The 21,378-nt window shown below is 67.0% G+C and carries 19 protein-coding genes; 10 read left to right on the top strand and 9 right to left on the bottom strand.

The window, feature by feature from the left end:
• From HWX08_RS34365 to recG, 4 genes are all read right to left on the bottom strand, one after another.
• Window positions 1-947: peroxidase family protein (locus tag HWX08_RS34365; RefSeq protein WP_341773828.1), on the bottom strand; the 947-nt coding region annotated here is incomplete at its 3' end.
• 101 nt (window positions 948-1,048) lie between these two features.
• On the bottom strand, window positions 1,049-1,177 hold the full coding sequence (locus HWX08_RS34600; RefSeq protein WP_257785856.1) for a hypothetical protein: 129 nt from the start codon (window positions 1,175-1,177) through the stop codon (window positions 1,049-1,051).
• Between the two features lie 393 nt (window positions 1,178-1,570).
• The gene (locus HWX08_RS11900) at window positions 1,571-2,530 is read right to left on the bottom strand and encodes a hydrogen peroxide-inducible genes activator (RefSeq protein ID WP_069255817.1); all 960 of its coding nucleotides are present in this window, start codon (window positions 2,528-2,530) and stop codon (window positions 1,571-1,573) included.
• Window positions 2,531-2,655: 125 nt separating this feature from the next.
• Complete coding sequence (recG, locus tag HWX08_RS11905; protein WP_069255816.1) at window positions 2,656-4,992, bottom strand: ATP-dependent DNA helicase RecG; 2,337 nt, start codon at window positions 4,990-4,992, stop codon at window positions 2,656-2,658.
• A 167-nt stretch (window positions 4,993-5,159) separates the two neighbouring features.
• On the opposite strand from recG, the gene queA reads away from it, so the two are divergent.
• The 5 genes from queA (at window position 5,160) to secF (ending at window position 11,300) form a co-directional block, all read left to right on the top strand.
• Entirely contained in the window at window positions 5,160-6,239 is a 1,080-nt protein-coding gene (queA, locus tag HWX08_RS11910) for a tRNA preQ1(34) S-adenosylmethionine ribosyltransferase-isomerase QueA (protein ID WP_107314780.1), read from the top strand.
• A gap of 206 nt (window positions 6,240-6,445) precedes the next feature.
• Window positions 6,446-7,633: a tRNA guanosine(34) transglycosylase Tgt gene (gene tgt, locus HWX08_RS11915; protein WP_069255814.1), complete on the top strand. Its 1,188-nt coding sequence runs from the start codon at window positions 6,446-6,448 to the stop codon at window positions 7,631-7,633.
• Window positions 7,634-7,879: 246 nt separating this feature from the next.
• Complete coding sequence (gene yajC, locus HWX08_RS11920; protein ID WP_006476868.1) at window positions 7,880-8,203, top strand: preprotein translocase subunit YajC; 324 nt, start codon at window positions 7,880-7,882, stop codon at window positions 8,201-8,203.
• Between the two features lie 106 nt (window positions 8,204-8,309).
• On the top strand, window positions 8,310-10,331 hold the full coding sequence (gene secD, locus HWX08_RS11925; protein ID WP_174923121.1) for a protein translocase subunit SecD: 2,022 nt from the start codon (window positions 8,310-8,312) through the stop codon (window positions 10,329-10,331).
• 18 nt (window positions 10,332-10,349) lie between these two features.
• Window positions 10,350-11,300: a protein translocase subunit SecF gene (gene secF / locus HWX08_RS11930; protein ID WP_069255812.1), complete on the top strand. Its 951-nt coding sequence runs from the start codon at window positions 10,350-10,352 to the stop codon at window positions 11,298-11,300.
• 109 nt (window positions 11,301-11,409) lie between these two features.
• Here the strand turns inward: secF and HWX08_RS11935 are convergent, their stop codons facing one another.
• Window positions 11,410-11,916, bottom strand: coding sequence for a lysozyme inhibitor LprI family protein (locus HWX08_RS11935; RefSeq protein WP_175807111.1), 507 nt, complete (start codon window positions 11,914-11,916; stop codon window positions 11,410-11,412).
• 488 nt (window positions 11,917-12,404) lie between these two features.
• Here HWX08_RS11935 and HWX08_RS11940 point away from each other — a divergent pair, with 488 nt between their 5' ends.
• On the top strand, window positions 12,405-13,961 hold the full coding sequence (locus HWX08_RS11940; RefSeq protein ID WP_174923125.1) for a S41 family peptidase: 1,557 nt from the start codon (window positions 12,405-12,407) through the stop codon (window positions 13,959-13,961).
• Between the two features lie 18 nt (window positions 13,962-13,979).
• Here HWX08_RS11940 and HWX08_RS11945 read toward each other — a convergent pair whose 3' ends face one another.
• The 4 genes from HWX08_RS11945 to HWX08_RS11960 form a co-directional block, all read right to left on the bottom strand.
• On the bottom strand, window positions 13,980-15,257 hold the full coding sequence (locus HWX08_RS11945) for an MFS transporter (protein ID WP_069255810.1): 1,278 nt from the start codon (window positions 15,255-15,257) through the stop codon (window positions 13,980-13,982).
• 186 nt (window positions 15,258-15,443) lie between these two features.
• Window positions 15,444-16,025, bottom strand: a complete 582-nt coding sequence (locus tag HWX08_RS11950) for a YceI family protein (RefSeq protein ID WP_174923126.1) — start codon at window positions 16,023-16,025, stop codon at window positions 15,444-15,446.
• 64 nt (window positions 16,026-16,089) lie between these two features.
• Window positions 16,090-16,650 carry a YceI family protein gene (locus HWX08_RS11955; RefSeq protein ID WP_069257936.1) on the bottom strand — a complete coding sequence of 187 codons (561 nt, stop codon included), beginning with the start codon at window positions 16,648-16,650 and terminating at the stop codon, window positions 16,090-16,092.
• Window positions 16,651-16,658: 8 nt separating this feature from the next.
• A complete protein-coding gene (locus tag HWX08_RS11960; RefSeq protein ID WP_174923128.1) occupies window positions 16,659-17,219 on the bottom strand; it encodes a cytochrome b in 561 nt (186 codons plus the stop codon).
• Between the two features lie 257 nt (window positions 17,220-17,476).
• Here HWX08_RS11960 and HWX08_RS11965 point away from each other — a divergent pair, with 257 nt between their 5' ends.
• From HWX08_RS11965 to HWX08_RS11980, 4 genes are read left to right on the top strand one after another with little or no spacing between them, the layout of a single operon-like run.
• Window positions 17,477-18,142 carry a paraquat-inducible protein A gene (locus HWX08_RS11965; RefSeq protein ID WP_174923130.1) on the top strand — a complete coding sequence of 222 codons (666 nt, stop codon included), beginning with the start codon at window positions 17,477-17,479 and terminating at the stop codon, window positions 18,140-18,142.
• Window positions 18,139-18,768: a paraquat-inducible protein A gene (locus tag HWX08_RS11970; RefSeq protein ID WP_069255806.1), complete on the top strand. Its 630-nt coding sequence runs from the start codon at window positions 18,139-18,141 to the stop codon at window positions 18,766-18,768. Before HWX08_RS11965 ends, HWX08_RS11970 begins: the two co-directional genes overlap by 4 nt.
• On the top strand, window positions 18,761-20,380 hold the full coding sequence (locus tag HWX08_RS11975; RefSeq protein WP_069255805.1) for a PqiB family protein: 1,620 nt from the start codon (window positions 18,761-18,763) through the stop codon (window positions 20,378-20,380). The genes HWX08_RS11970 and HWX08_RS11975 overlap by 8 nt, the downstream gene beginning before the upstream one ends.
• A complete protein-coding gene (locus tag HWX08_RS11980; protein WP_175807113.1) occupies window positions 20,377-21,102 on the top strand; it encodes a PqiC family protein in 726 nt (241 codons plus the stop codon). The genes HWX08_RS11975 and HWX08_RS11980 overlap by 4 nt, the downstream gene beginning before the upstream one ends.
• The last annotated feature ends 276 nt before the right edge of the window (window positions 21,103-21,378 follow it).

Below are 21,378 nucleotides of genomic sequence, written 5' to 3' on the forward strand. Positions count from 1 at the left end.
TGGGTCGGCGTCGACGTCCACGTGACTTCGAGGCCGCTCGTGATCGTGTCCTTGCCCTTGCCCGTGCCGAACGTGCTCTTCCAGCCGAGACCCTGCTGCTCGAGGCCCGCGGCTTCCGGCTCGGGGCCGACGTTCGAGGCCGGACCCGCGCCGTGCGTCTTGCCGAACGTGTGGCCGCCCGCGATCAGCGCGACCGTTTCCTCGTCGTTCATCGCCATGCGCGCGAACGTCTCGCGGATGTCGTGCGCGGCGGCGACCGGGTCGGGGTTGCCGTCCGGGCCTTCCGGGTTCACGTAGATGAGGCCCATCTGCACGGCGGCGAGCGGGCTTTCGAGCTCGCGCTTGCCCGAGTAGCGGCTGTTCGGGCCGCCGCTCAGTTCCAGCCAGATCTTTTCCGAGCCCCAGTACACGTCGTCCGGTTCCCACGTGTCGACGCGGCCGCCGGCATAGCCGAAGGTCTTGAAGCCCATCGATTCGAGCGCGACGTTGCCGGTCAGGATCAGCAGGTCGGCCCACGAGATGTTGCGGCCGTACTTCTGCTTGATCGGCCACAGCAGGCGGCGCGCCTTGTCGAGACTCACGTTGTCCGGCCAGCTGTTCAGCGGCGCGAAGCGCTGCTGCCCGCCGCCCGCGCCGCCGCGGCCGTCGGCCGTGCGGTAGGTGCCGGCGCTGTGCCAGGCCATGCGGACGAACAGGCCGCCGTAGTGGCCGAAGTCGGCCGGCCACCAGTCCTGCGACGTCGTCATCAGCGCGTGCAGGTCCTTCTTTACCGCCGCGAGGTCGAGCTTCTTGAACGCCTCGGCGTAGTCGAAATCCTTGTCCATCGGATCGGACAGCGGCGAGTGCCGATGCAGGACGTTCAGGTTCAGCTGGTTCGGCCACCAGTCCTTGTTCGTCGTGCCGCTGCTTGCGGTGTGGTTGAACGGGCACTTCGTTTCGTTCGACATGCTTTTTCTCCTTTACTTGCTCGTAGGCCCCCACGTGCCGGGCGCGGTTCGTGGAGCATTGCGGGGGATAAGAAACGGAACAGGCGGGTCCTCCTGTCGTACTACGGGATGTCGTGTGCGGCGTTCGGCGCGCGTTCCCGCTGCAACGCGCCGCAGGCGGTGCGCTCGGGGAAGCGGCGGCCGGCAGTCGTCGTGCCGGCGATGCGTGTGGTGTTCCAGCTGTCGGACATGCAATGCTCCCTCATGACTTGACGACGGGTGAATCGGGGGAACAGGAAACCGGCGTGCGGCGGCACTCATCCGCCATACACACGGTCCGCCAGGTACGCGAACGCAATCGGACGCAGGCTGCGAACCGCGGCCCTGGCGCGATGTACGACCACGTCGCGCGCGAGGATGTTCCGCTGCGCGTGCTGCAATACCGACCGCATCATGACATCCTCCTTTGACGCTTGCATCGAACGTGAAGATCGGCAGTCGACACGACGTCGATCCATGAAGAAGATTCTATCCACATCTATCAAATATTTGAATTTGATAAATTTCATCTATGCGATAGAGAAAAATAAACGGGGTCGCAAACCCCGTTCATCGTGCTGCCCTAAGTGCATGCCGGAGCGTGCTCAGTTCATCGTCGCCGGCATGTCGAGCTTCGCGACGCCCGGCAGTTCGCACGCGGCAATCGCGTCGCTGATCGCATCGATCGCGGGCATCCGCGTGAAGCTCTTGCGCCACACGAGCACCACGCGGCGGTCGGGTACCGGCTCGTTGAACGGCACGTACGACAACAGCTCGGCATCGGGACCGTTCGCGCGCGGGCCGATTTCCGCGACCGACATCCGCGGCAGCACGGTGATGCCGACACCGCTCGCGACCATGTGGCGGATCGTCTCGAGCGACGAGCCCTCGAAGGTCTTCTGGATGCCGTCGGCCGTCTGCGAGAAGCGCATCAGCTCCGGGCACACGCCGAGCACGTGATCGCGGAAACAGTGACCGTTGCCGAGCAGCAGCATGGTTTCCTGCTTCAGATCCTCGGCGTCGATTTCCTCGCGCTTTTCCCACGGGTGCCCTGCCGGCAGCGCGACGACGAACGGCTCGTCGTACAGCGGGCGCACCATCAGGCCGGTTTCAGGGAACGGCAGCGCCATGATCGCGGCGTCGATCTCGCCCTGCTTCAGCAGTTCGAGCAGCTTCAGCGTGTAGTTTTCCTGCAGCATCAAGGGCATCTGCGGCACACGCTGGATCATCTGCTTGACGAGCGTCGGCAGCAGGTACGGGCCGATCGTATAGATCACGCCGAGCCGGAACGGGCCGACCAGCGGGTCCTTGCCCTGCTTCGCGATCTCCTTGATCGCGAAGGTCTGCTCGAGCACGCGCTGCGCCTGTGTGACGATCTGGTCGCCGATCGGCGTCACGCTCACTTCGCTCGCGCCGCGCTCGAAAATCTGCACGTTGAGCTCGTCTTCCAGCTTCTTGATCGCCACCGACAGCGTCGGCTGGCTCACGAAGCAGGCTTCGGCCGCGCGGCCGAAATGCCGCTCGCGCGCAACCGCGACGATGTATTTCAATTCAGTCAGCGTCATTGTGGGTCAATCAGGGATATACAGGCGATAGGTTTAATTTATACACCCTGTGGCACCGGTTCGCCAAGTTTCTCTGCATCGGAATACGTCGAACGGCGATTTTAAATCCGCCCCCAATCGACGGATCAGGCCTTCAGATACTGCTCCCGCGCGCCGAGCCAGCGTGCGAGATGCTGTGTGACGATCTCGGGATACGCGGCAATCAGCCGCGACGCGGCTTCCCGGGCCGGATCGATCAGCCAGCCGTCGGTCTCGAGATTCGCGAAGCGCAGCATCGCCGCGCCCGACTGGCGGGCGCCGAGGAATTCTCCGGGGCCGCGAATTTCCAGATCGCGCCGGGCGATCTCGAAGCCGTCGGTCGTCTCGCGCATCGTCTTCAGCCGCTCGCGGCCGGTCGGCGACAGCGGCCCCGTGTACAGCAGCACGCACACCGACGCCGCGGTGCCGCGCCCGACCCGGCCGCGCAACTGGTGCAGCTGCGCGAGGCCGAAGCGCTCCGCATGCTCGATCACCATCAGCGACGCGTTCGGCACGTCCACGCCGACTTCGATCACGGTCGTCGCGACGAGCAGCTGCACCTCGTTGCGCGTGAACGCTTCCATCACGGCCGCCTTGTCGGCCGGCGACAGCCGGCCGTGCACGAGCCCGACCTTCAGTTCGGGAAGCGCCGCCGCCAGCGTCTCGTAGGTTTCGACGGCAGTCTGCAGCTGCAGCGTCTCGCTCTCCTCGATCAGCGGGCACACCCAGTACACCTGGCGCCCGGTCAGCGCGGCCTCGCGCACACGGGCGATCACCTCGTCGCGCCGCGCATCGCCGACGAGGCGCGTCAGCACCGGCGTGCGGCCGGGCGGCAGTTCGTCGATGGTCGACACCTCGAGATCCGCGTAGTACGTCATCGCGAGCGTGCGCGGAATCGGCGTGGCCGACATCATCAGCTGGTGCGGCTGAAAGTCGCGCGCGCCGTTGGCCGCATTCGCGGCCTTCGCGCGCAGCGCGAGCCGCTGCTCGACGCCGAAACGGTGCTGCTCGTCGACGATCACGAGGCCGAGGCGCGCGAATTCGACCGTGTCCTGGATGATCGCGTGCGTGCCGATCACGAGCTGCGCGGTGCCGAGCGCGGCCGCCTCGATCGCCGCGCGCTTGTCCTTCGCCTTCAGGCTGCCCGCGAGCCACGCGACCGTGACGCCGAGCGGCTCGAGCCACGCGCGCAGCTTGCGCGCGTGCTGTTCCGCGAGGATCTCGGTCGGCGCCATCAGCGCGGCCTGGTAGCCGGCGTCGATCGCCTGTGTGGCCGCCAGTGCCGCGACGACCGTCTTGCCGCTGCCGACGTCGCCTTGCAGCAGGCGCTGCATCGGGTGCGCGAGCGTGAGGTCGTGCGCGATCTCGTCGACGACGCGTGCCTGTGCGCCCGTCAGCGTGAACGGCAGCGCCGCGTAGAGCCGCGTCGTCAGCGCCTGCGCATCGCTCGCGGCGCGGCGCGGCATCGCGGGCGCCGCGCGCGTGCGGCGCTCCTCGTGCGCACGCTTGAGCGACAGTTGCTGCGCGAGCAGCTCCTCGAACTTGATGCGCGTCCACGCCGGATGCGAGCCGTCCATCAGCGCGGCCTCGTCGGAATCGACGCGCGGGTGGTGCAGGATGCGCACCGCCTGCTCGAGCGACGGCACGTCGAGCGGCTTCAGGTAGTCGCGCTGGATCTCGGGCGGCAGCAGTTCGGGCAGCGGCGTGCGCTCGACCGCGTTCTCGATCGCCTTGCGCAGATAGGCCTGCGACACGCCGGCCGTGCTCGGATAGACGGGCGTGAGCACCTGCGGCAGCGGCGCATCGGCTTCGACGACGCGCACCGCCGGATGCACCATCTCCAGCCCGAAGAAGCCGCCGCGCACGTCGCCGCGCACGCGCAGCCGCTGGCCGACGGCCATCTGCTTGACCTGCGAGCCGTAGAAATTCAGGAAGCGCAGCACGAGGTGATCGCCGTCGTCGTCCTGGATCTTCACGACGAGTTGGCGGCGCGGCCGGTACGCGACCTCGTTGTCGAACACGACGCCTTCGGTCTGCGCGATGCCGCCCGGCAGCAATTCGCCGATCGGCGTGAGCGTGGTTTCGTCCTCGTAGCGCATCGGCAGATGCAGCACGAGGTCGATCGAGCGCGTGAGGCCGAGCTTCGCGAGCTTGTCGACGGTCTTCACGGGCTTGTCGGCGGCCGGCTTCTTCTTGCGCTTCGTGCCGGCCGCGGCCGCCGGGTCGCCCTCTGCGCCATCCGCGCCTTCGGCATCGGGCGCGGCGGCGGCCGGTTGCGCGAGCCGCCCGTCGGCGCCGCGTTTCGGGCCCGCGCGGCGCGGCGCGGCACGTTCCGTGGAACCGCGCTCGTCCGTGCTTTGCGCGGGGAGCGCGACATCGTCCGCGTCGAACGGATCGGCGGAATCGGCTACTGCGGCGGGAGAACGGCGTGGTGACACAGGCATCGGATCGTCTGGGTGCTTCGCAAGGCAAGTACAATAGCGGCTTTCACGTCGTCCGAACCAGCGACGCCGGCCAGGCCGCGCATCCCGTCATCATAGCGGCTCGCGCGCCCCATTTACGCGTTTCCGCCCGGTCGGCGACGCGCGCCGGCCGCTTCGAACCAGCCCGCATGTTCACGCTTTCCGATTTCGATTTCAATCTGCCGCCCGAGCTGATTGCACAAACCGCGCTGCCCGATCGCACCGCGAGCCGCCTGCTCGAGGTCGACGGCACCGTCGCGCCCGCGCGCCTCGTCGACCGTCGTTTCACCGAGCTGCCGTCGTGCATCGCAGCCGGCGACCTGCTCGTCTTCAACGATACCAAGGTGCTGAAGGCGCGTTTCTTCGGCCAGAAGGCCAGCGGCGGCAAGGTCGAAGTGCTGATCGAGCGCGTGACGGGCACGCACACGGCGCTCGCGCAGATCCGCGCAAGCAAGTCGCCGGGCGCCGGCACCACGCTGCGGCTCGCCGACGCGTTCGACGTGACCGTCGGCGAGCGCGTCGAGCCGTTCTTCACGCTGAACTTCCCCGAGCCGTGCCTCGACCTGATCGAGCAATACGGCCGCCTGCCGCTGCCGCCCTATATCGAACACGATCCGGACGCGACCGACGAGACGCGCTACCAGACCGTCTACGCGAGCAATCCGGGCGCGGTCGCCGCGCCGACGGCCGGGCTGCACTTCGACCAGCCGATGCTCGAGCGGCTCGACGCGATGGGCGTCGAGCGCGCGACGCTGACGCTGCACGTCGGCGCCGGCACGTTCCAGCCGGTGCGCGTCGACAACATCGCCGAGCACAAGATGCACAGCGAGTGGTACGACCTGCCGCAGTCGCTGGTCGACAGGATCGCCGCGACCCGCGCACGCGGCGGCAACGTGATCGCGGTCGGCACGACGTCGATGCGCGCGCTCGAAGCCGCGGCGCGCGCCGCCGACGAAGCGGGCCGCCCGCTCGCGGCCACGCAGGCCGAGACCGACATCTTCATCACGCCCGGCTATCGTTTCCGCGTGGTCGACCGGCTGATCACGAACTTCCACCTGCCGAAGTCGACGCTGCTGATGCTGGTGTCCGCGTTCGCCGGCGTCGACACGATCCGCGCCGCGTACCGGCATGCGATCGACGAACGCTATCGCTTCTTCAGCTACGGCGACGCGATGCTGCTCACGCGGCGCGACACGCCGGAGCAGGAGCCGCAAGCACCGCGCGCGTAAGCGCGGCATGCGCGATGGCCCACGCACCGCGCGGCCGCCGCAGCCACGTTCCCGCTGCGCGCTATGATGGCGCGCACCGCCTTTCCCCGTCGCCGGGCTTCCGGCGGCGTTTCCAACATGCGCCGGACTTGCGATCCGGAGTCAGCGCTTCAGCGCATACTCCGGTCCCATGCAAAGCTTCTTCCGGTGGCAAGGAGAATGACGCGATGACCGAAGGTTCATCCCACGATACGCACGCCCCCGTGCAGGACCGCCCCGTGGGCGGGCTCGAATTCGAACTGCTGACGACCGACGGCCATGCGCGCCGCGGCCGTGTGAAGCTCAACCACGGCACGGTCGAGACGCCGATCTTCATGCCGGTCGGCACGTACGGCACCGTGAAGGCGATCCAGCCGCGCGAGCTGCACGAGATCAAGGCCCAGATCATCCTCGGCAACACGTTCCACCTGTGGCTGCGCCCGGGCCTCGACACGATCGACGCGCACGGCGGGCTGCACGGCTTCATGGGCTGGAACAAGCCGATCCTGACCGACTCGGGCGGCTTCCAGGTGTTCTCGCTCGGCGACCTGCGCAAGATCACCGAGGACGGCGTCACGTTCGCGTCGCCGATCAACGGCGACAAGCTGTTCCTGTCGCCGGAAGTGTCGATGCAGATCCAGAAGGTGCTGAACTCCGACGTCGTGATGCAGTTCGACGAGTGCACGCCGTACGCGACCAACGGCGTGCCGACCACGCACAAGGAAGCGGCCGACTCGATGCGCATGTCGCTGCGCTGGGCGAAGCGCTCGCTCGACGAGTTCAACCGGCTCGGCAACCCGAATGCGCTGTTCGGGATCGTCCAGGGCGGAATGTTCGAGGACCTGCGCGACGAATCGCTCGCGGGCCTCGCGGAACTCGGCTTCCACGGCCTCGCGATCGGCGGGCTGTCGGTCGGCGAGCCGAAAGAAGACATGATGCGCGTGCTGCGCCATGTGGGCCCGAAGCTGCCGGCCAACAAGCCGCACTACCTGATGGGCGTCGGCACGCCGGAGGATCTGGTCGAGGGCGTCGCGAACGGCGTCGACATGTTCGACTGCGTGATGCCGACCCGCAACGCGCGCAACGGCTGGCTGTTCACGCGCTTCGGCGACGTGAAGATCCGCAACGCGACGCACAAGAACTCGCTGAAGCCGCTCGACGCGAGCTGCACGTGCTACACGTGCCAGAACTTCTCGCGCGGCTACCTGCATCACCTGCACCGCGTCGGCGAAATCCTCGGCGCGCAGCTCAACACGATCCACAACCTGCACTACTACCTGCAGCTGATGAGCGAGATTCGCGAAGCGATCGAAACCCATACGTTCGATGCGTTCCGCCAGCGCTTCGCGGAGGACCGCGCGAGAGGGGTCGACTGACGGGCCGGCAACCTAGGCGGGCGGCCAGATGGGCGGCCCGTCACATAGGACGCGTACTAAATGTCACGGCCCAACTGTCGGTCCCGACCGCCAAACATTACAATTGCCTTTCCAAACAAGTCGCAACGGTATCGGTTCGCGCTTTAACAGCTTGATCCGAAAGCGCATTTGCCGAACCGTTTGCGCATGGGGCCGGTGGTAGAATAACCGGCTTATTTTTCGATCTTCCCCTACGGAGAGACCAACGTGCCGTTCATTTCCAATGCCTTCGCGCAAGGTGCCGGTGGCGCCGAATCGAGCCTGATGAGCTTCCTGCCGCTCATCCTGATGTTCGCCGTGCTCTACTTCATCATGATCCGTCCGCAGATGAAGCGTCAGAAGGAGCACCGCAACATGCTCGCGGCCATGGCCAAGGGCGACGAAGTCGTCACGAGCGGCGGCCTCGTGGGCAAGGTGACGAAGGTCACCGAAGGCTACATCGGCGTCGAGATCGCCGAAGGCACCGAAATCACCGTGCAGAAGGCTGCCGTCACGACCATTCTGCCGAAGGGCACGATCAAGTCGCTGTAAGCCCTTCACCGAGCGTCCGGCCCCCCGCGCCGTGCCCGCCTGAGAGAGCGGGCCGCCGCGGCGCCGGACGCGACGCTTTCACGCCAACCACCCGTTCGGCCCCCTCATGAATCGTTATCCACTCTGGAAATATGTCGTGATGGTCGTGGCGCTCGCCATCGGCCTTCTGTACACATTGCCCAACTTCTTCGGCGAAGCGCCGGCGGTGCAGGTGTCGAGCGGCAAGGCCACGGTCAAGCTCGACTCGACCACGCTGACCCAGGTCGAATCGGCACTCGCATCCGCGCAGATCAAGCCGGACGACATCACCTTCGAGAACACGGCGACCAACGCGAACATCCGCGTGCGCCTGAAGGACACCGATACGCAGCTGCGCGTCAAGGACCTGCTGCAGAAGTCGCTGAACGCCGACCCGAACGATCCGCAGTACGTCGTCGCGCTGAACCTGCAGAGCGCATCGCCGCGCTGGCTGACTGCGCTGCACGCGCTGCCGATGTATCTCGGCCTCGACCTGCGCGGCGGCGTCCACTTCCTGCTCCAGGTCGACATGACGGGCGCGCTCACGAAGAAGCTCGATTCCGACGCGTCCGACGCGCGCACGCTGCTGCGCGACAAGAACATCCGCGACGGCGGCGTGAGCCGCGTCGACCAGTCCGTGGTCGTCAACTTCAGCGATGCGCAGACTGCGGACGACGCCCGCAAGGTGCTCGCCGCGTCGATCACCGAACTGCAATGGGCGACCCAGCCCGGCGGCGGCGGCACGCAGGTCGTCGGCACGTTCACGCCGGCCGTGCAGAAGGCCGTGGAAGACGCCGCGCTCAAGCAGAACCTGACCACGCTCCACAACCGCGTGAACGAACTCGGCGTGTCCGAGCCGATCCTGCAGCAGCAGGGCAGCGACCGTATCGTCGTCGAACTGCCGGGCGTGCAGGACACCGCGAAGGCAAAGGACATCATCGGCCGCACCGCGACGCTCGAGGCGCGCCTCGCCGACCCGATCAACACGCACCCGAACCCGAACGATCCGGTGCCGCCGGGCGAAGAGCTGTTCACGCAGGGCAACCAGGCCCCCGTGCTGCTGAAGAAGGACGTGATCTTCACGGGCGACCGCATCATCGATGCGTCGGCCGGCTTCGACGAACACCAGCGTCCGTCGGTCAACATCCGCCTCGATTCGGCGGGCGGCCGCTCGGTGCGCGCGGTTTCGCGCGAGAACATCGGCAAGCCGATGGCGATGGTGCTGTTCGAAAAGGGCAAGGGCGAAGTGCTGACGGTCGCGACGATCCAGTCGGAACTCGGCGACCGCTTCCAGATCACCGGCCAGCCGACGCCGCAGGCCGCGGCCGACCTCGCGCTGCTGCTGCGCGCCGGTTCGCTCGCGGCGCCGATGGACATCATCGAGGAACGCACGATCGGCCCGAGCCTCGGCGCCGACAACATCAAGATGGGCGTCCACTCGGTGATCTGGGGCTTCTGCGCGATCGCCGTGTTCATGATCGCGTACTACATGCTGTTCGGCGTGGTGTCGGTGATCGGCCTGTCGGTGAACCTGCTGCTGCTCGTCGCCGTGCTGTCGCTGATGCAGGCCACGCTGACGCTGCCCGGTATCGCGGCAATCGCGCTCGCGCTCGGTATGGCGATCGACTCGAACGTGCTGATCAACGAGCGCGTGCGTGAAGAACTGCGCGCCGGCCAGCCGCCGCAGCTCGCGATCCAGGCCGGCTACGCGCACGCGTGGGCGACGATTCTCGACTCGAACGTCACGACGCTGATCGCCGGCCTCGCGCTGCTCGCGTTCGGTTCGGGCCCGGTTCGCGCGTTCGCGATCGTGCACTGCCTCGGTATCCTGACGTCGATGTTCTCCGCGGTGTTCTTCTCGCGCGGGATCGTCAACCTCTGGTACGGCGGCCGCAAGAAGCTGAAGTCGCTCGCGATCGGCCAGGTGTGGAAGCCGGAAGGCGCCGCTGCCGCCGCATCGTTCACCGATGCCGACGAATCGACCGATACCGCGCGCGCCGCGAAGCTCGCCGTCCCGGCGAAGGGCAACGCGCCGCGCGCCGGCAAGCCGCAGCTGCGCAACCGCGCGCAGCAGGGCGTGTCGCCGAAGAAACCGGGCTCGACCCAATAAGGCCCCGGAGACGAGACCATGGAATTTTTCCGCATCCGTAAAGACATTCCGTTCATGCGGCACGCGCTGGTGTTCAACGTGATCTCGCTGGTCACGTTCCTCGCCGCGGTGTTCTTCCTGTTCCATCGCGGGCTGCACCTGTCCGTCGAATTCACCGGCGGGACGGTGATCGAGGTGCAGTACCAGCAGGCCGCTGAACTCGAACCCGTGCGCGCGACGCTCGGCAAGCTCGGCTACGCCGATGCGCAGGTACAGAACTTCGGTACGTCGCGCAACGTGCTGATCCGCCTGCAGCTGAAGGAAGGCCTCACGTCCGCGCAGCAGAGCGACCAGGTGATGGGCGCGCTGAAGGCGCAGAGCCCGGACGTCACGCTGCAACGCGTCGAGTTCGTCGGCCCGCAGGTTGGCCGGGAACTCGCGACCGACGGTCTGCTCGCGCTCGCGTGCGTCGTGATCGGCATCGTGATCTACCTGTCGTTCCGCTTCGAGTGGAAGTACGCAGTGGCCGGCATCATCGCCAACCTGCACGACGTCGTGATCATTCTCGGCTTCTTCGCGTTCTTCCAGTGGGAGTTCTCGCTGGCGGTGCTCGCGGCGATCCTCGCGGTGCTCGGCTACTCGGTCAACGAGTCGGTCGTCATCTTCGACCGGATCCGCGAAACGTTCCGCCGCGAGCGCAGAATGAGCGTGCAGGAAGTGATCAACCACGCGATCACGACCACGATGTCGCGTACGATCATCACGCACACGTCGACGGAAATGATGGTGCTGTCGATGTTCTTCTTCGGCGGCCCGACGCTGCACTACTTCGCACTCGCGCTGACGGTCGGCATCATGTTCGGTATCTACTCGTCGGTGTTCGTCGCGGGCTCGCTCGCGATGTGGCTCGGCATCAAGCGCGAAGATCTGATCAAGGAAAAGAAGTCCGCGCACGATCCGGACGATCCGAACGCGGGCGCGCAGGTTTAAGCGTCACGCTGCTTCGACGGATACAGGAAGGCCGGTCCCTCGTGGACCGGCCTTTTTTCATGCGCGCGTCGCCGCCCTGTTCTCGCGGCGCGACGGTACGGGTGGCCGGCTACGGCGTCGTATCGGGCTGACTCGTGCCGCCGTCTCGCAATGCGGATGTCGACCGTGTGCCGCCGTAGTACCGGGAAGTCGATCTCGCGCGCCCTATGCGGACCGGACCACGTCCGACCCGTTCGCGCCGGTGCGCAAAGCGCGGCAGACGCTGCATCTCGAGCGCATTGCCAATAGCACCGCCACCCAACGCAGAGGCAAATGCACATTGCGCTTCGCGGTATTTAACGAAGGCTTTCTTCGACGCGGCCAGCCTGGTCTTGGCCAGATTGATGTACCTGGAATCCTCATCCCACTTGGCAAACGCCTCTCGTACTTTTTCTTCGGCACGCTTGAGCTCGACCTCGCTTGCTTCTTGCTTCCGCTGCAAACATTCTCTTACGCCGGTTATTTCATACGAGCATTCGCCGCGCAGTTCGCGCTCGCTTTGCACTGGAGTACTCGGGGCGGCTATCGAGATGAGTGGGGAAAAAGTAGCGGCTACTAGCAGTACTATCTTGCGCATACCGTCTCCCTCCCTTTTTGCATCACCTTCAACACGTAATCAAGTTTCGTGGCGTAATTGATATCGCGACCTCCGTTGTAGCGTTGCGCCATCAATGTTGTAGAGATGTACCGCCAGCTTGTAATGACACGTTGCACGGATGCTTTCCGATACTTCAACACGTGACCAGGTCGCAAAACACTAACGGCCGGATTTAACTTTTTCAGTACCTCGACCGTGCTTCCTTGCGTCTTCGCAATCTTGTCTTGTCGAGGCTGTCGCCAGCTTTGACGACGATTGCTCATTGAGCCACTGACAATCGCTCTCAAACCCTCCATGGTTTTCTGCGATGTCCTTTTTCATGCCCGCGCGATCACCACGCATCGCGCAACCCGCTCGCGCCGGCCCGTCGCGCGCGTCGGCTACAATCGTGCCGTCCCGCCGCGCCGCATGCCGGCCGCAAACCGGCGGGACAGCGCCTTCGCCCTCCGTTCAAACGTGCGGTCCCGATGATGCCTCCGACGCGTGCCGTTCTCCGCCTTGCCGTTCGTGCAGCCGTCATGGCCGCGCTTCTGCCGGGCGTTTCATCCGCCGATGCGCAACAGCCAGCGTCGGCCCCACCCGCTTCTGCGCCTGCTTCGGCTCCCGCTTCCGCCCCGGCCGCCCCCCGCCCGCCTTCGCCCTGCCCGCCCGACTGGGAGCCGCAGATCTGCGAACTCAAGGCGGCGGTCGAAGTCCTGAAGCGGCAGCACCTGACCGACGTCGACATCGGCGCACTGCTCGACGCAACGACTCACGCGGGCATCAAGACGTTGCCGTACGCGCGTTTCTTCGATCCGAAGGAAGAGCAGGAACGGCGCGAAGACGAACGGCACGCCCGCGACGGCACGCCCGGCATCGGCATCGTGTTCGAGACGCGGCCAGACGGGCTGCACATCGTCGACGTGATCCCCGACGCGCCCGCGGAAAAGGCCGGCGTGCGCCCCGACGATCTCGTCGTCGCGATGAACGACACGAGCGTCGTCGGCATCGACGCCGCCGATCTGGCCCGGCTCGCCAAGGGCGACGCGGGTGTGCCGCTGAAACTGACGGTCCAGCGCGGCCGCTCGCATGCGGTGCTGGGCTTCGCGCCGGTACGGACGATCCTCAAGCCGCATCCGGCGACTGCGAAACGGCTCGACGGCGACATCCTGTACACGCGGCTGTCGAGCTTTCCGGAACCGGCGGTCGGCGACTACATCGACGCGGTGCAGGCCGCGCGCCGCGCGGGGCCGCCGGTGAAAGGCCTGATTCTCGATCTGCGCATCAACGGCGGCGGCGCGCTCAACGCGGCGATCGGCATCACCGCGCTGTTCGCGGGACGCGACCGCACCGCGATGGTGACGGTCGAGCGCGGCGACGCCAACCGCCGCCGCTACACGACCAACTGGCCCGATTACGCATTGCCGGTCATGCATGAACAGGATCCGCTCGCGCCACTGCAGGCCGACGACTGGTGGCGCACCGTGCCGCTCGTCGTGCTCGTCGACGGACAGAGCGCGTCGGCCGCCGAAGCGACCGCAGCCGCGCTGAAGGATCTCGGCCGCGCGAAGCTGCTCGGCATGCCGACCTACGGGAAGGGGCTCGCTCAGACGGGCGTCGACCTGATCGACGGCACACGCCTGAATTTCACGTTCGCGCGCAACCTGCGGCCGAACGGCTGCCCGATGGACGGCTACGGCGTCGTACCGGACTGGCTCGTGCCGCCGCGCCGCGACTCGGACATCGACGGCGTGCTGCTGTGGTACCGGGAAGCCGATCTCCCCCGTGCGCCGTATGCGGACCGGCTGGCGCCCGATCCGTTCGCGAAGGTGCGCAAGGAACGGCAGAAGCTGCGCGAGCAGCGTGCGCTCGCGAAGATCGATACGGCGAAGAGCGCGGCGCTGCCGCAGCGCGAGTTCGGCACGGCAGCCGACTGGCAGCTCGCGCAGGCGCTTGCCGCACTGGCCGGGCGCCACGTGCAGACGATCGCCCCCAATCCGCAACTGATGCCCGCACGGCCCGTGTGCGAGCGCGCCGGCAACTGACGCGCGCCGCCCGTCCTGTTACCGGAACCCGAACCGCCTGCGCAGCACGACCAGCGCCGCGAGGCTCAGCACGGCCGCGAACATCAGGTAGAAGCTCGGCGCGGTCTTCATCCCGGTCGCCTTGATCAGCCACGCGATGATGAACGGCCCGAAGCCGCCGAAGATCGTCACCGCGACGTTGTACGCGAGCGACATCCCGGTCGTGCGCGTCTGCACCGGAAACACTTCGGACAACAGACCCGGCAGCGCCGCGAAGTAGCCCGTCATCAGGAACGCGAGCAGCACCTGCAGCGCGATCAGCGTGCCGAAGCCCGGATGCGCGACCAGGTACGCGAACGCCGGATAGATCAGCACGAGGATGCCGACGGCCGGCGCGATCATCACGCGCACGCGGCCGTATGTGTCCGACCAGTGGCCGACGAGCGGCGCGAACGCCATCTGGATCACGCCGACCACGAGGATCGCCGCGAACGCGGCCGACGGCGCGAGGCCGAGCTGCTTCACGCCGTAAGTCGGCATGAACAGCACGAGATAGGTGGCGACGGTGCCGAGCACGACCACGCCCATCGCGGCGACGAGGCGCGCCTTGTGCGACGCGAACGTGTCGCGCAGCGGGTTCGCGGTGCCTTCGGCGGCGAGGAACTCGGGCGTCTCGTCGACCTTCGTGCGGATGTAGTACGCGACGGGCCCGAGCAGCAGCCCGAAGAAGAACGGCACGCGCCAGCCCCACGACGCCATCTGCGCGGCCGACAGCTGCGCGTTCAGCACGGTGCCGAAGCCGGCGGCGAGCAGCGTCGTGAGCCCCTGGCTCGCCACCTGCCAGCTCGCGAAGAAGCCGCGTCGCCCCGGCACGTGTTCGGCGAGAAATGCGGTCGCGCTGCCGAATTCGCCGCCGGCCGAGAAGCCCTGCATCAGCCGCGCGGCCACGAGAATCACCGGCGCGGCGACGCCGATCGTCTCGTAGGTCGGCAGCACCGCGATGATCAGCGTGCCGGCCATCATCAGCAGGATCGACAGCGTGAGCGCGGCCTTGCGGCCCGCGCGGTCGGCATACGCGCCGAGCACGATCGCGCCGAGCGGGCGCATGAAGAACGACACGCCGAACGTGCCGAGCGTGAGCAGCAGCGACACGGTGTCGTTGCCGGCCGGGAAGAACAGCTTCGAGATCGTCACCGCGAAGAAGCCGTAGACGACGAGATCGAACCACTCGAGCGCGTTGCCGATCGACGCGGCGACCACCGCGCGCCACACGCGCGGCGACGAGGCCATGGAACGGGACGGCGTGACGGCATGCATCGGCGATCTCCTTGTCGTTGTACGTTCTGTTCGAGGCGGCCGCTCGCGCGCCGTCGGCCTGCCCCCGGCGCCGCGTGCGACGCTCGGGCGATTATAGGCGCGCAAAAAAAAACGCCGCGCCCCCTGACGGGAACGCGGCGGCGTGCTTGCGGCGGGCCGGCGCGAAGTCAGGCCCGGCCGGCGGGCTTACTGCTGCTTGACGGCTTCGGCCGTGATCAGCAGCTTCGTCTTCATCTTGAAGCCGTACTGCTTGCCGTAGTCGAGGCCGAAATCGTCGCGGCTGAATTCACCGACCGCGTCGACGCCGCACACCTCACGCTTGAGCATCGGGTGCGGCATGCACTTGAACGAATCGATCTTCAGCGTGAGCGGCTTCGTGACGCCATGCAGCGTCAGGTTGCCGACCACCGACACCGGCTTGTCGCCGTCGAACTTGATCGTGCCCTTGTAGTTGGCCTGCGGGAATTTCGCGACGTCGAAGAATTCGTTCGTCTGCAGGTGCTCGTCGAGCTTCGCACTGCCGGTGTGGATCGACGCGATGTCGGTCGTCACGTCGACCGTGCCGGTCTTCGCCGCGCGGTCGAGCGTCACGGTGCCGCTCGACTTGTCGAACTTGCCGCGCCAGACCGACAGGCCGCCGAAGTGGTCGGCCTCGAAGCTCGGGTACGTGTGGCTCGGGTCGAACTGGTAGGTCGCGCTTTCGGCGAACGCCGAGAACGACAGCGAAGCGGCCAGCGCGCCGGCGGCGATCAACAGATGCTTTTTCAAATCATTCTCCTTGGAACAGCGCCGCGCCATCGCGCGGCATTCGGGTGAGGCAACAGGCCGCCGCTTACTTCGTGGCGACGAGATGGAACTTGATCTGCACTTCGTCCGCGACGACCGACGTGTCCTTCCACTCGCCGGTGCCGACGTTGAACGTCGAACGCTTGATCGGCAGCACGCCGTCGAAGGTCTGCGTCGCGCCGCTCTGCGTGACCGTGACGGGCACCGTGACGGTCTCGGCCTTGCCCTTGATCGTCAGCTTGCCGGTCACGTTGTACTTGTTGCCACCCGCCGGCGCGATCGCCGACGACACGAACGTCGCCTGCGGATACGCCTTCGCGTCGAACCAGTCCTTGCCGGCGACCTGGTCGTTGTACATCTTGTCGCCGAGATCGTAGCTGGCGACGTCGATCGTCATCTGGGCGCTGCCCTGCGCGGCTTTCGCCGGATCGAACTTCACCTGCGCGGCGAACTTCTTGAACACGCCTTCGGTCGGCACGTTCATCTGCTTCGACACGGCGGACACCTTGCTCTTCGCGAGATCGACATCGGCGAGCGCCGCGCCCGACGCGACAAGTGACACCGCGGCGAACGCGGTCAGCACGGAGCGGGAGAAAGACACTTTCATGGGATCCTTCATTTGGCAAAGGGAAGCATTCGCGACAACAGGCCGTCGCGGTCCAACAACTGGTGCTTGAGCGCCGCGACCACGTGCAGCGACACGAGCGCAAGCAGAATGTAATTCAATGACACGTGAAGCATCTTGAAGGTTTCCTTCAGCACCGGATCGGGGTCGATCAGCCGCGGCAGCGGCACGATGCCGAGGTAGACGACCGGGATGTTCGACGCCGAGCTGTACAGGTAGCCCGTCACCGGAATCACGATCATCAGCAGGTACAGCAGGATGTGCACGCCGTGCGACGCCGCCCGCTGCCACGCGGGCGTGCCGCCCGGCAGCGGCGGCGGCACGTGGGTCGCACGCCACAGCACGCGGATGACGGCCAGCGCGAACGCCGTCACGCCGATCCACTTGTGCCACGAGAAATACTTCAGCTTGGTCGGCGTGAAGCCGGGGATGTCGGTCATCACCCAGCCCAGCGCGAACGCGCAGACGATCAGCAGCGCGATCAGCCAGTGCAGCGCGATCGCGGTCTGCGTGTAGCGGACCGGCGGGGCCGGCAGCGATTTCGATGCCATCTTGGATTCCTCAGTTCAGCGAACGGCTGCGCCGGCCATGCGTCCGACGCTTGTCAAGGGCGCCATGCTACCGCAACCTTTTGACCCGCGCGGACTCTGAAGACAGGCGCGTCAGCCGGCCGACGGTTTCCTGTCATGTTACCGACCAGTCACTGTTCAGCCGTGCGTTGACACGCCGAAAAATGCCTTTTGGTAAGATTGGCGCGGGTTCCGGCCCCGTCGACGCCTGCCCCAGCCGTCGCACCACCGCCTTTTCCATGCAACGAAACGACCTGATTGCCTGTCACGAGTGCGACGCACTGTTGCACAAACCACGCCTGAGCGGGCGTGAAATCGCGCGCTGTCCGCGCTGCGACGCGCTGCTCTATCGCAACAGCGCCGCGCAGATCGAGCGGATCTGCGCGCTCGCGCTCGCGGCGCTGATCACGTTCACGATCGCGCAGGGCTTTCCGATCCTCGAAATGGACGTGAACGGCAACCGCGTGCAGACCACGCTGATCGGCGCGATCGATTCGCTGTGGCACCAGGGCATGGAAATCGTCGGCGTGATGGTGTTCTGCTCGACCGTGCTGTTCCCGCTCATCGAAATGGCCGCGCTGCTGTACCTGCTGCTGCCGATACGGCGCGGCGTCGTGCCGCCCGGTTTCAACCTGGTGCTGCGCGCGATCGAGCTGGTGCGGCCGTGGGGGATGATCGAGGTGTTCATGCTCGGCATCCTCGTGACGATCGTGAAGATGGTCAGCCTCGCGCGCGTGGTGCCGGAAGCCGCGCTGTTCGCGTTCGCCGCGCTCACGCTGATGATCGCGGTCGTGCTGATGTTCGATCCGCGCACGCTGTGGGACATCGCCGACGACCTGCGCGCCAGGCGCGCGCCCGGGCAGCCCGACGATGCCGCCCCGCTGCCGGAAGCCGCCCGCCGATGACGATCCCGACCGCCGCCCGCGAAGGCTACGTCAGCTGCCACGCATGCGGGCTCGTGCAGACGCTCGACCATCCGCACGCACACTGCGCGCGCTGCGGCGGCGCGCTGCATTTCCGCACGCCGAACAGCCTGATGCGCACGTGGGCGCTGCTGCTCGCGGCCGCGATCCTCTACATTCCGGCGAACCTGCTGCCGATCATGCGCACCGCGTCGATCGTCGGCTCGCAGGAAGACACGATCATGAGCGGCGTCATCTATTTCTGGGTATCCGGCGACTGGCCGCTCGCCGTCGTCGTGTTCGTCGCGAGCATCCTCGTGCCGATGCTCAAGCTCGGCGTGCTGCTGATCCTCGTGATCAGCGCGCAGCGCCGCACCGCGTGGCGGCCGCTGCAGCGCACGCGGCTGTTCCGGATTGTCGAGCGCATCGGCCGCTGGTCGATGCTCGACATCTTCGTCGTGACGCTGACCGTCGCGCTCGTCCATTTCCGTTCGCTCGCCGTCATCACGGCCGGCCCCGGCGCGCTCGCGTTCGGATCCGTCGTGATCCTGACGATGCTCGCGTCGATGCAGTTCGATCCCCGCCTGATCTGGGATCCAGTCGAAACCTCAGGGAATCACCATGAATAGTCCACAAGGCCCGCAGCACGACGCGCCCCGGCCGCCCGATCCGACGATCTCGACGAAAAGCGGCTGGCTGCCGTCGCTCGTCTGGCTCGTGCCGCTGATCGCCGCGCTGATCGGCATCGGCCTCGTGATCAAGTCCGTGCGCGAGCGCGGCCCGGAAATCACGATCAGCTTCCACAGCGCCGAAGGGCTCGAGCCCGGCAAGACCCAGGTCAAGTACAAGGACGTCGAGATCGGCATGGTCAAGACGATCAAGCTGTCGAAAGACCTGTCGCGCGTGCTCGTCCAGGTGCAGCTCAAGAAGGAAGCCGAGGATTTCGCCGTGCAGGGCTCGCGCTTCTGGATCGTGCGGCCGCGCGTCGGCGCGACCGGCGTGTCGGGGCTCGGCACGCTGCTGTCCGGCGCGTACATCGGCGTCGATGCCGGGCACGGGCAGGACACGCTGACCGACTTCACCGGCCTCGAGACGCCGCCCGCCGTCACGGGCGACCAGAAAGGCACGCAGTACGTGCTGCGCGGCGATTCGCTCGGCTCGGTCGACATCGGCTCGCCCGTCTACTACCGGCGCGTGCAGGTCGGCCAGGTGGTCGGCTTCTCGCTCGACAAGGACGGCACGGGCGTGACGTTCAACGTATTCGTCAATGCACCGTACGACCAGTACGTCGGCGTGAATTCGCGCTGGTGGCAGGCGAGCGGCGTCGACCTGCGGCTCGATTCGAGCGGCCTGAAGCTGAACACGCAGTCGCTCGCGACGGTGATCCTCGGCGGCATCGCGTTCCAGACGCCGCCGAACCAGGGCAGCGGCGCGACGGCGCCGAACAACACCACGTTCCGCCTCGCCGCCGACGAGGGCGACGCGATGCGCGACCCGGACGGCCAGCCGCTGCATGTCGTGATGAACTTCAACCAGTCGCTGCGCGGGCTCGCCGTCGGCGCACCGGTGGACTTCCGCGGGATCGTGCTCGGCGAAGTGACGAACATCGGCATCGACTACGATCCGAAGACGAAGAACTTCACGATGCCGGTGACGATGAACGTGTATCCGGAGCGCCTCGGCCGCCGCTTCCGCGAGACGATCGAAAGCAAGGGCGAACCGGCCCGCCGCGAGATCGTCGAGCGGCTCGTCCAGCACGGGCTGCGCGGCCAGCTGCGCACCGGCAACCTGCTGACGAGCCAGCTGTACGTCGCGCTCGACTTCTTCCCGAAGGCGCCCCCCGTGAAGATCGACACCGCACGCCAGCCGCTCGAGCTGCCGACGGTGCCGAACACGCTCGACGAGCTGCAGCTGCAGGTCGCCGACATCGCGAAGAAGCTCGACAAGGTGCCGTTCGACCAGATCGGCGCGAACCTGAACAGCGCGCTCGCGAATGCCGACAAGCTGTTCAAGCAGCTCGACACGCAGGTCGCGCCGGAAGCGCGCGACACGCTGTCGGCCGCGAAGCAGACCTTCTCGACCGCCGAAGCGACGCTGCAGCAGGATTCGCCGCTGCAGTCCGACGTGCGCGGCGCACTGAAGGAGCTCACCCGCACGCTGCAGTCGCTGAACGCGCTCGCCGACTACCTCGAGCGCCACCCCGAATCGCTGCTCAAGGGCAAGCCAGGAGATAAACAATGACGACACGCGTGAACGGTTTCGCGAGCGGCGCGGCGGCGGCTGTCGCCGCTATTGCGCTCGCCGCATGCAGCTCGCCGCCCGCGCGGTTCTACACGCTCAGCCCTGCCGACGCCGCAGCGCCCGTGCGCACCGCGCCGGCCAATCCGGCGTTCCTGATCGAAGTGCCGGCCGTCGGCGTGCCCGAGCAGGTCGCGAAGAACCAGCTGGTCGTGCAGAAGAACGCCGCGCAGGTCGACGTGCTCGAGCAGGAACGCTGGGCGTCGCCGCCCGCCGACGAGATCCGCCGCGCGCTGTCTGACGATCTCGCCGCGCAGCTCGGCACGATCGACGTCGCGAATTCCGCGTACCCGCCCGGCGTGCCCGTGTATCGGATCAGCGTCAACGTGCAGCGCTTCGAGTCGTGGCCAGGCAAGCGTGCGGCGGTCGACGCGGTGTGGAGCGTGCGCTCGCTCGCCACGCAGGCCGTGATGACCTGCCGCACGAGCGTCGCGGAACCGGTCGCCGACGGCTACGACGCGCTCGTCGCCGGCCACCGGCGCGCACTCGACGTGATTGCCGCGCAAGCCGCGGCCGGCGTGCGCGCGATGGCCGCGCGCCGAAGCGCACCGGCTGCGACGGCGCCGGCGGCCGGCGGCAAGACGGCCGCCGCGCCGGTCGTGCCGTGCCCGGCCAACCCGACATCCGGCGGCGACGCCGGCGCGACGGGCAAGTCCGGCGCGTAGGCGTGCGGCGCGCGGGCGAACGCTCGACGACGCGTTCGCCTGCGCGGCCTCGTCCCGCGCAACGCGCCCCCTCGCGCTCGCCGGTAGCCGTCGGCGAGGCCGTGCCGCAGCCGGCCTCGCATCGCGGCCATCTGCCGGATGGCCATTTGCATTGTTTGTCAAAGTGGGCCGGAACCGGCGCCATGCAAAGTAGTCTGCTTGCGTTTTCGGGCCCGATTGACGATCCTACGCACTTTCAGGCTCGCGCCGCCCGTCGTGCGCGCCAGCCAGCGGCGC

The sequence above is a fragment of the Burkholderia metallica genome, assembly GCF_902832845.1.
Lineage (GTDB): Bacteria > Pseudomonadota > Gammaproteobacteria > Burkholderiales > Burkholderiaceae > Burkholderia > Burkholderia metallica.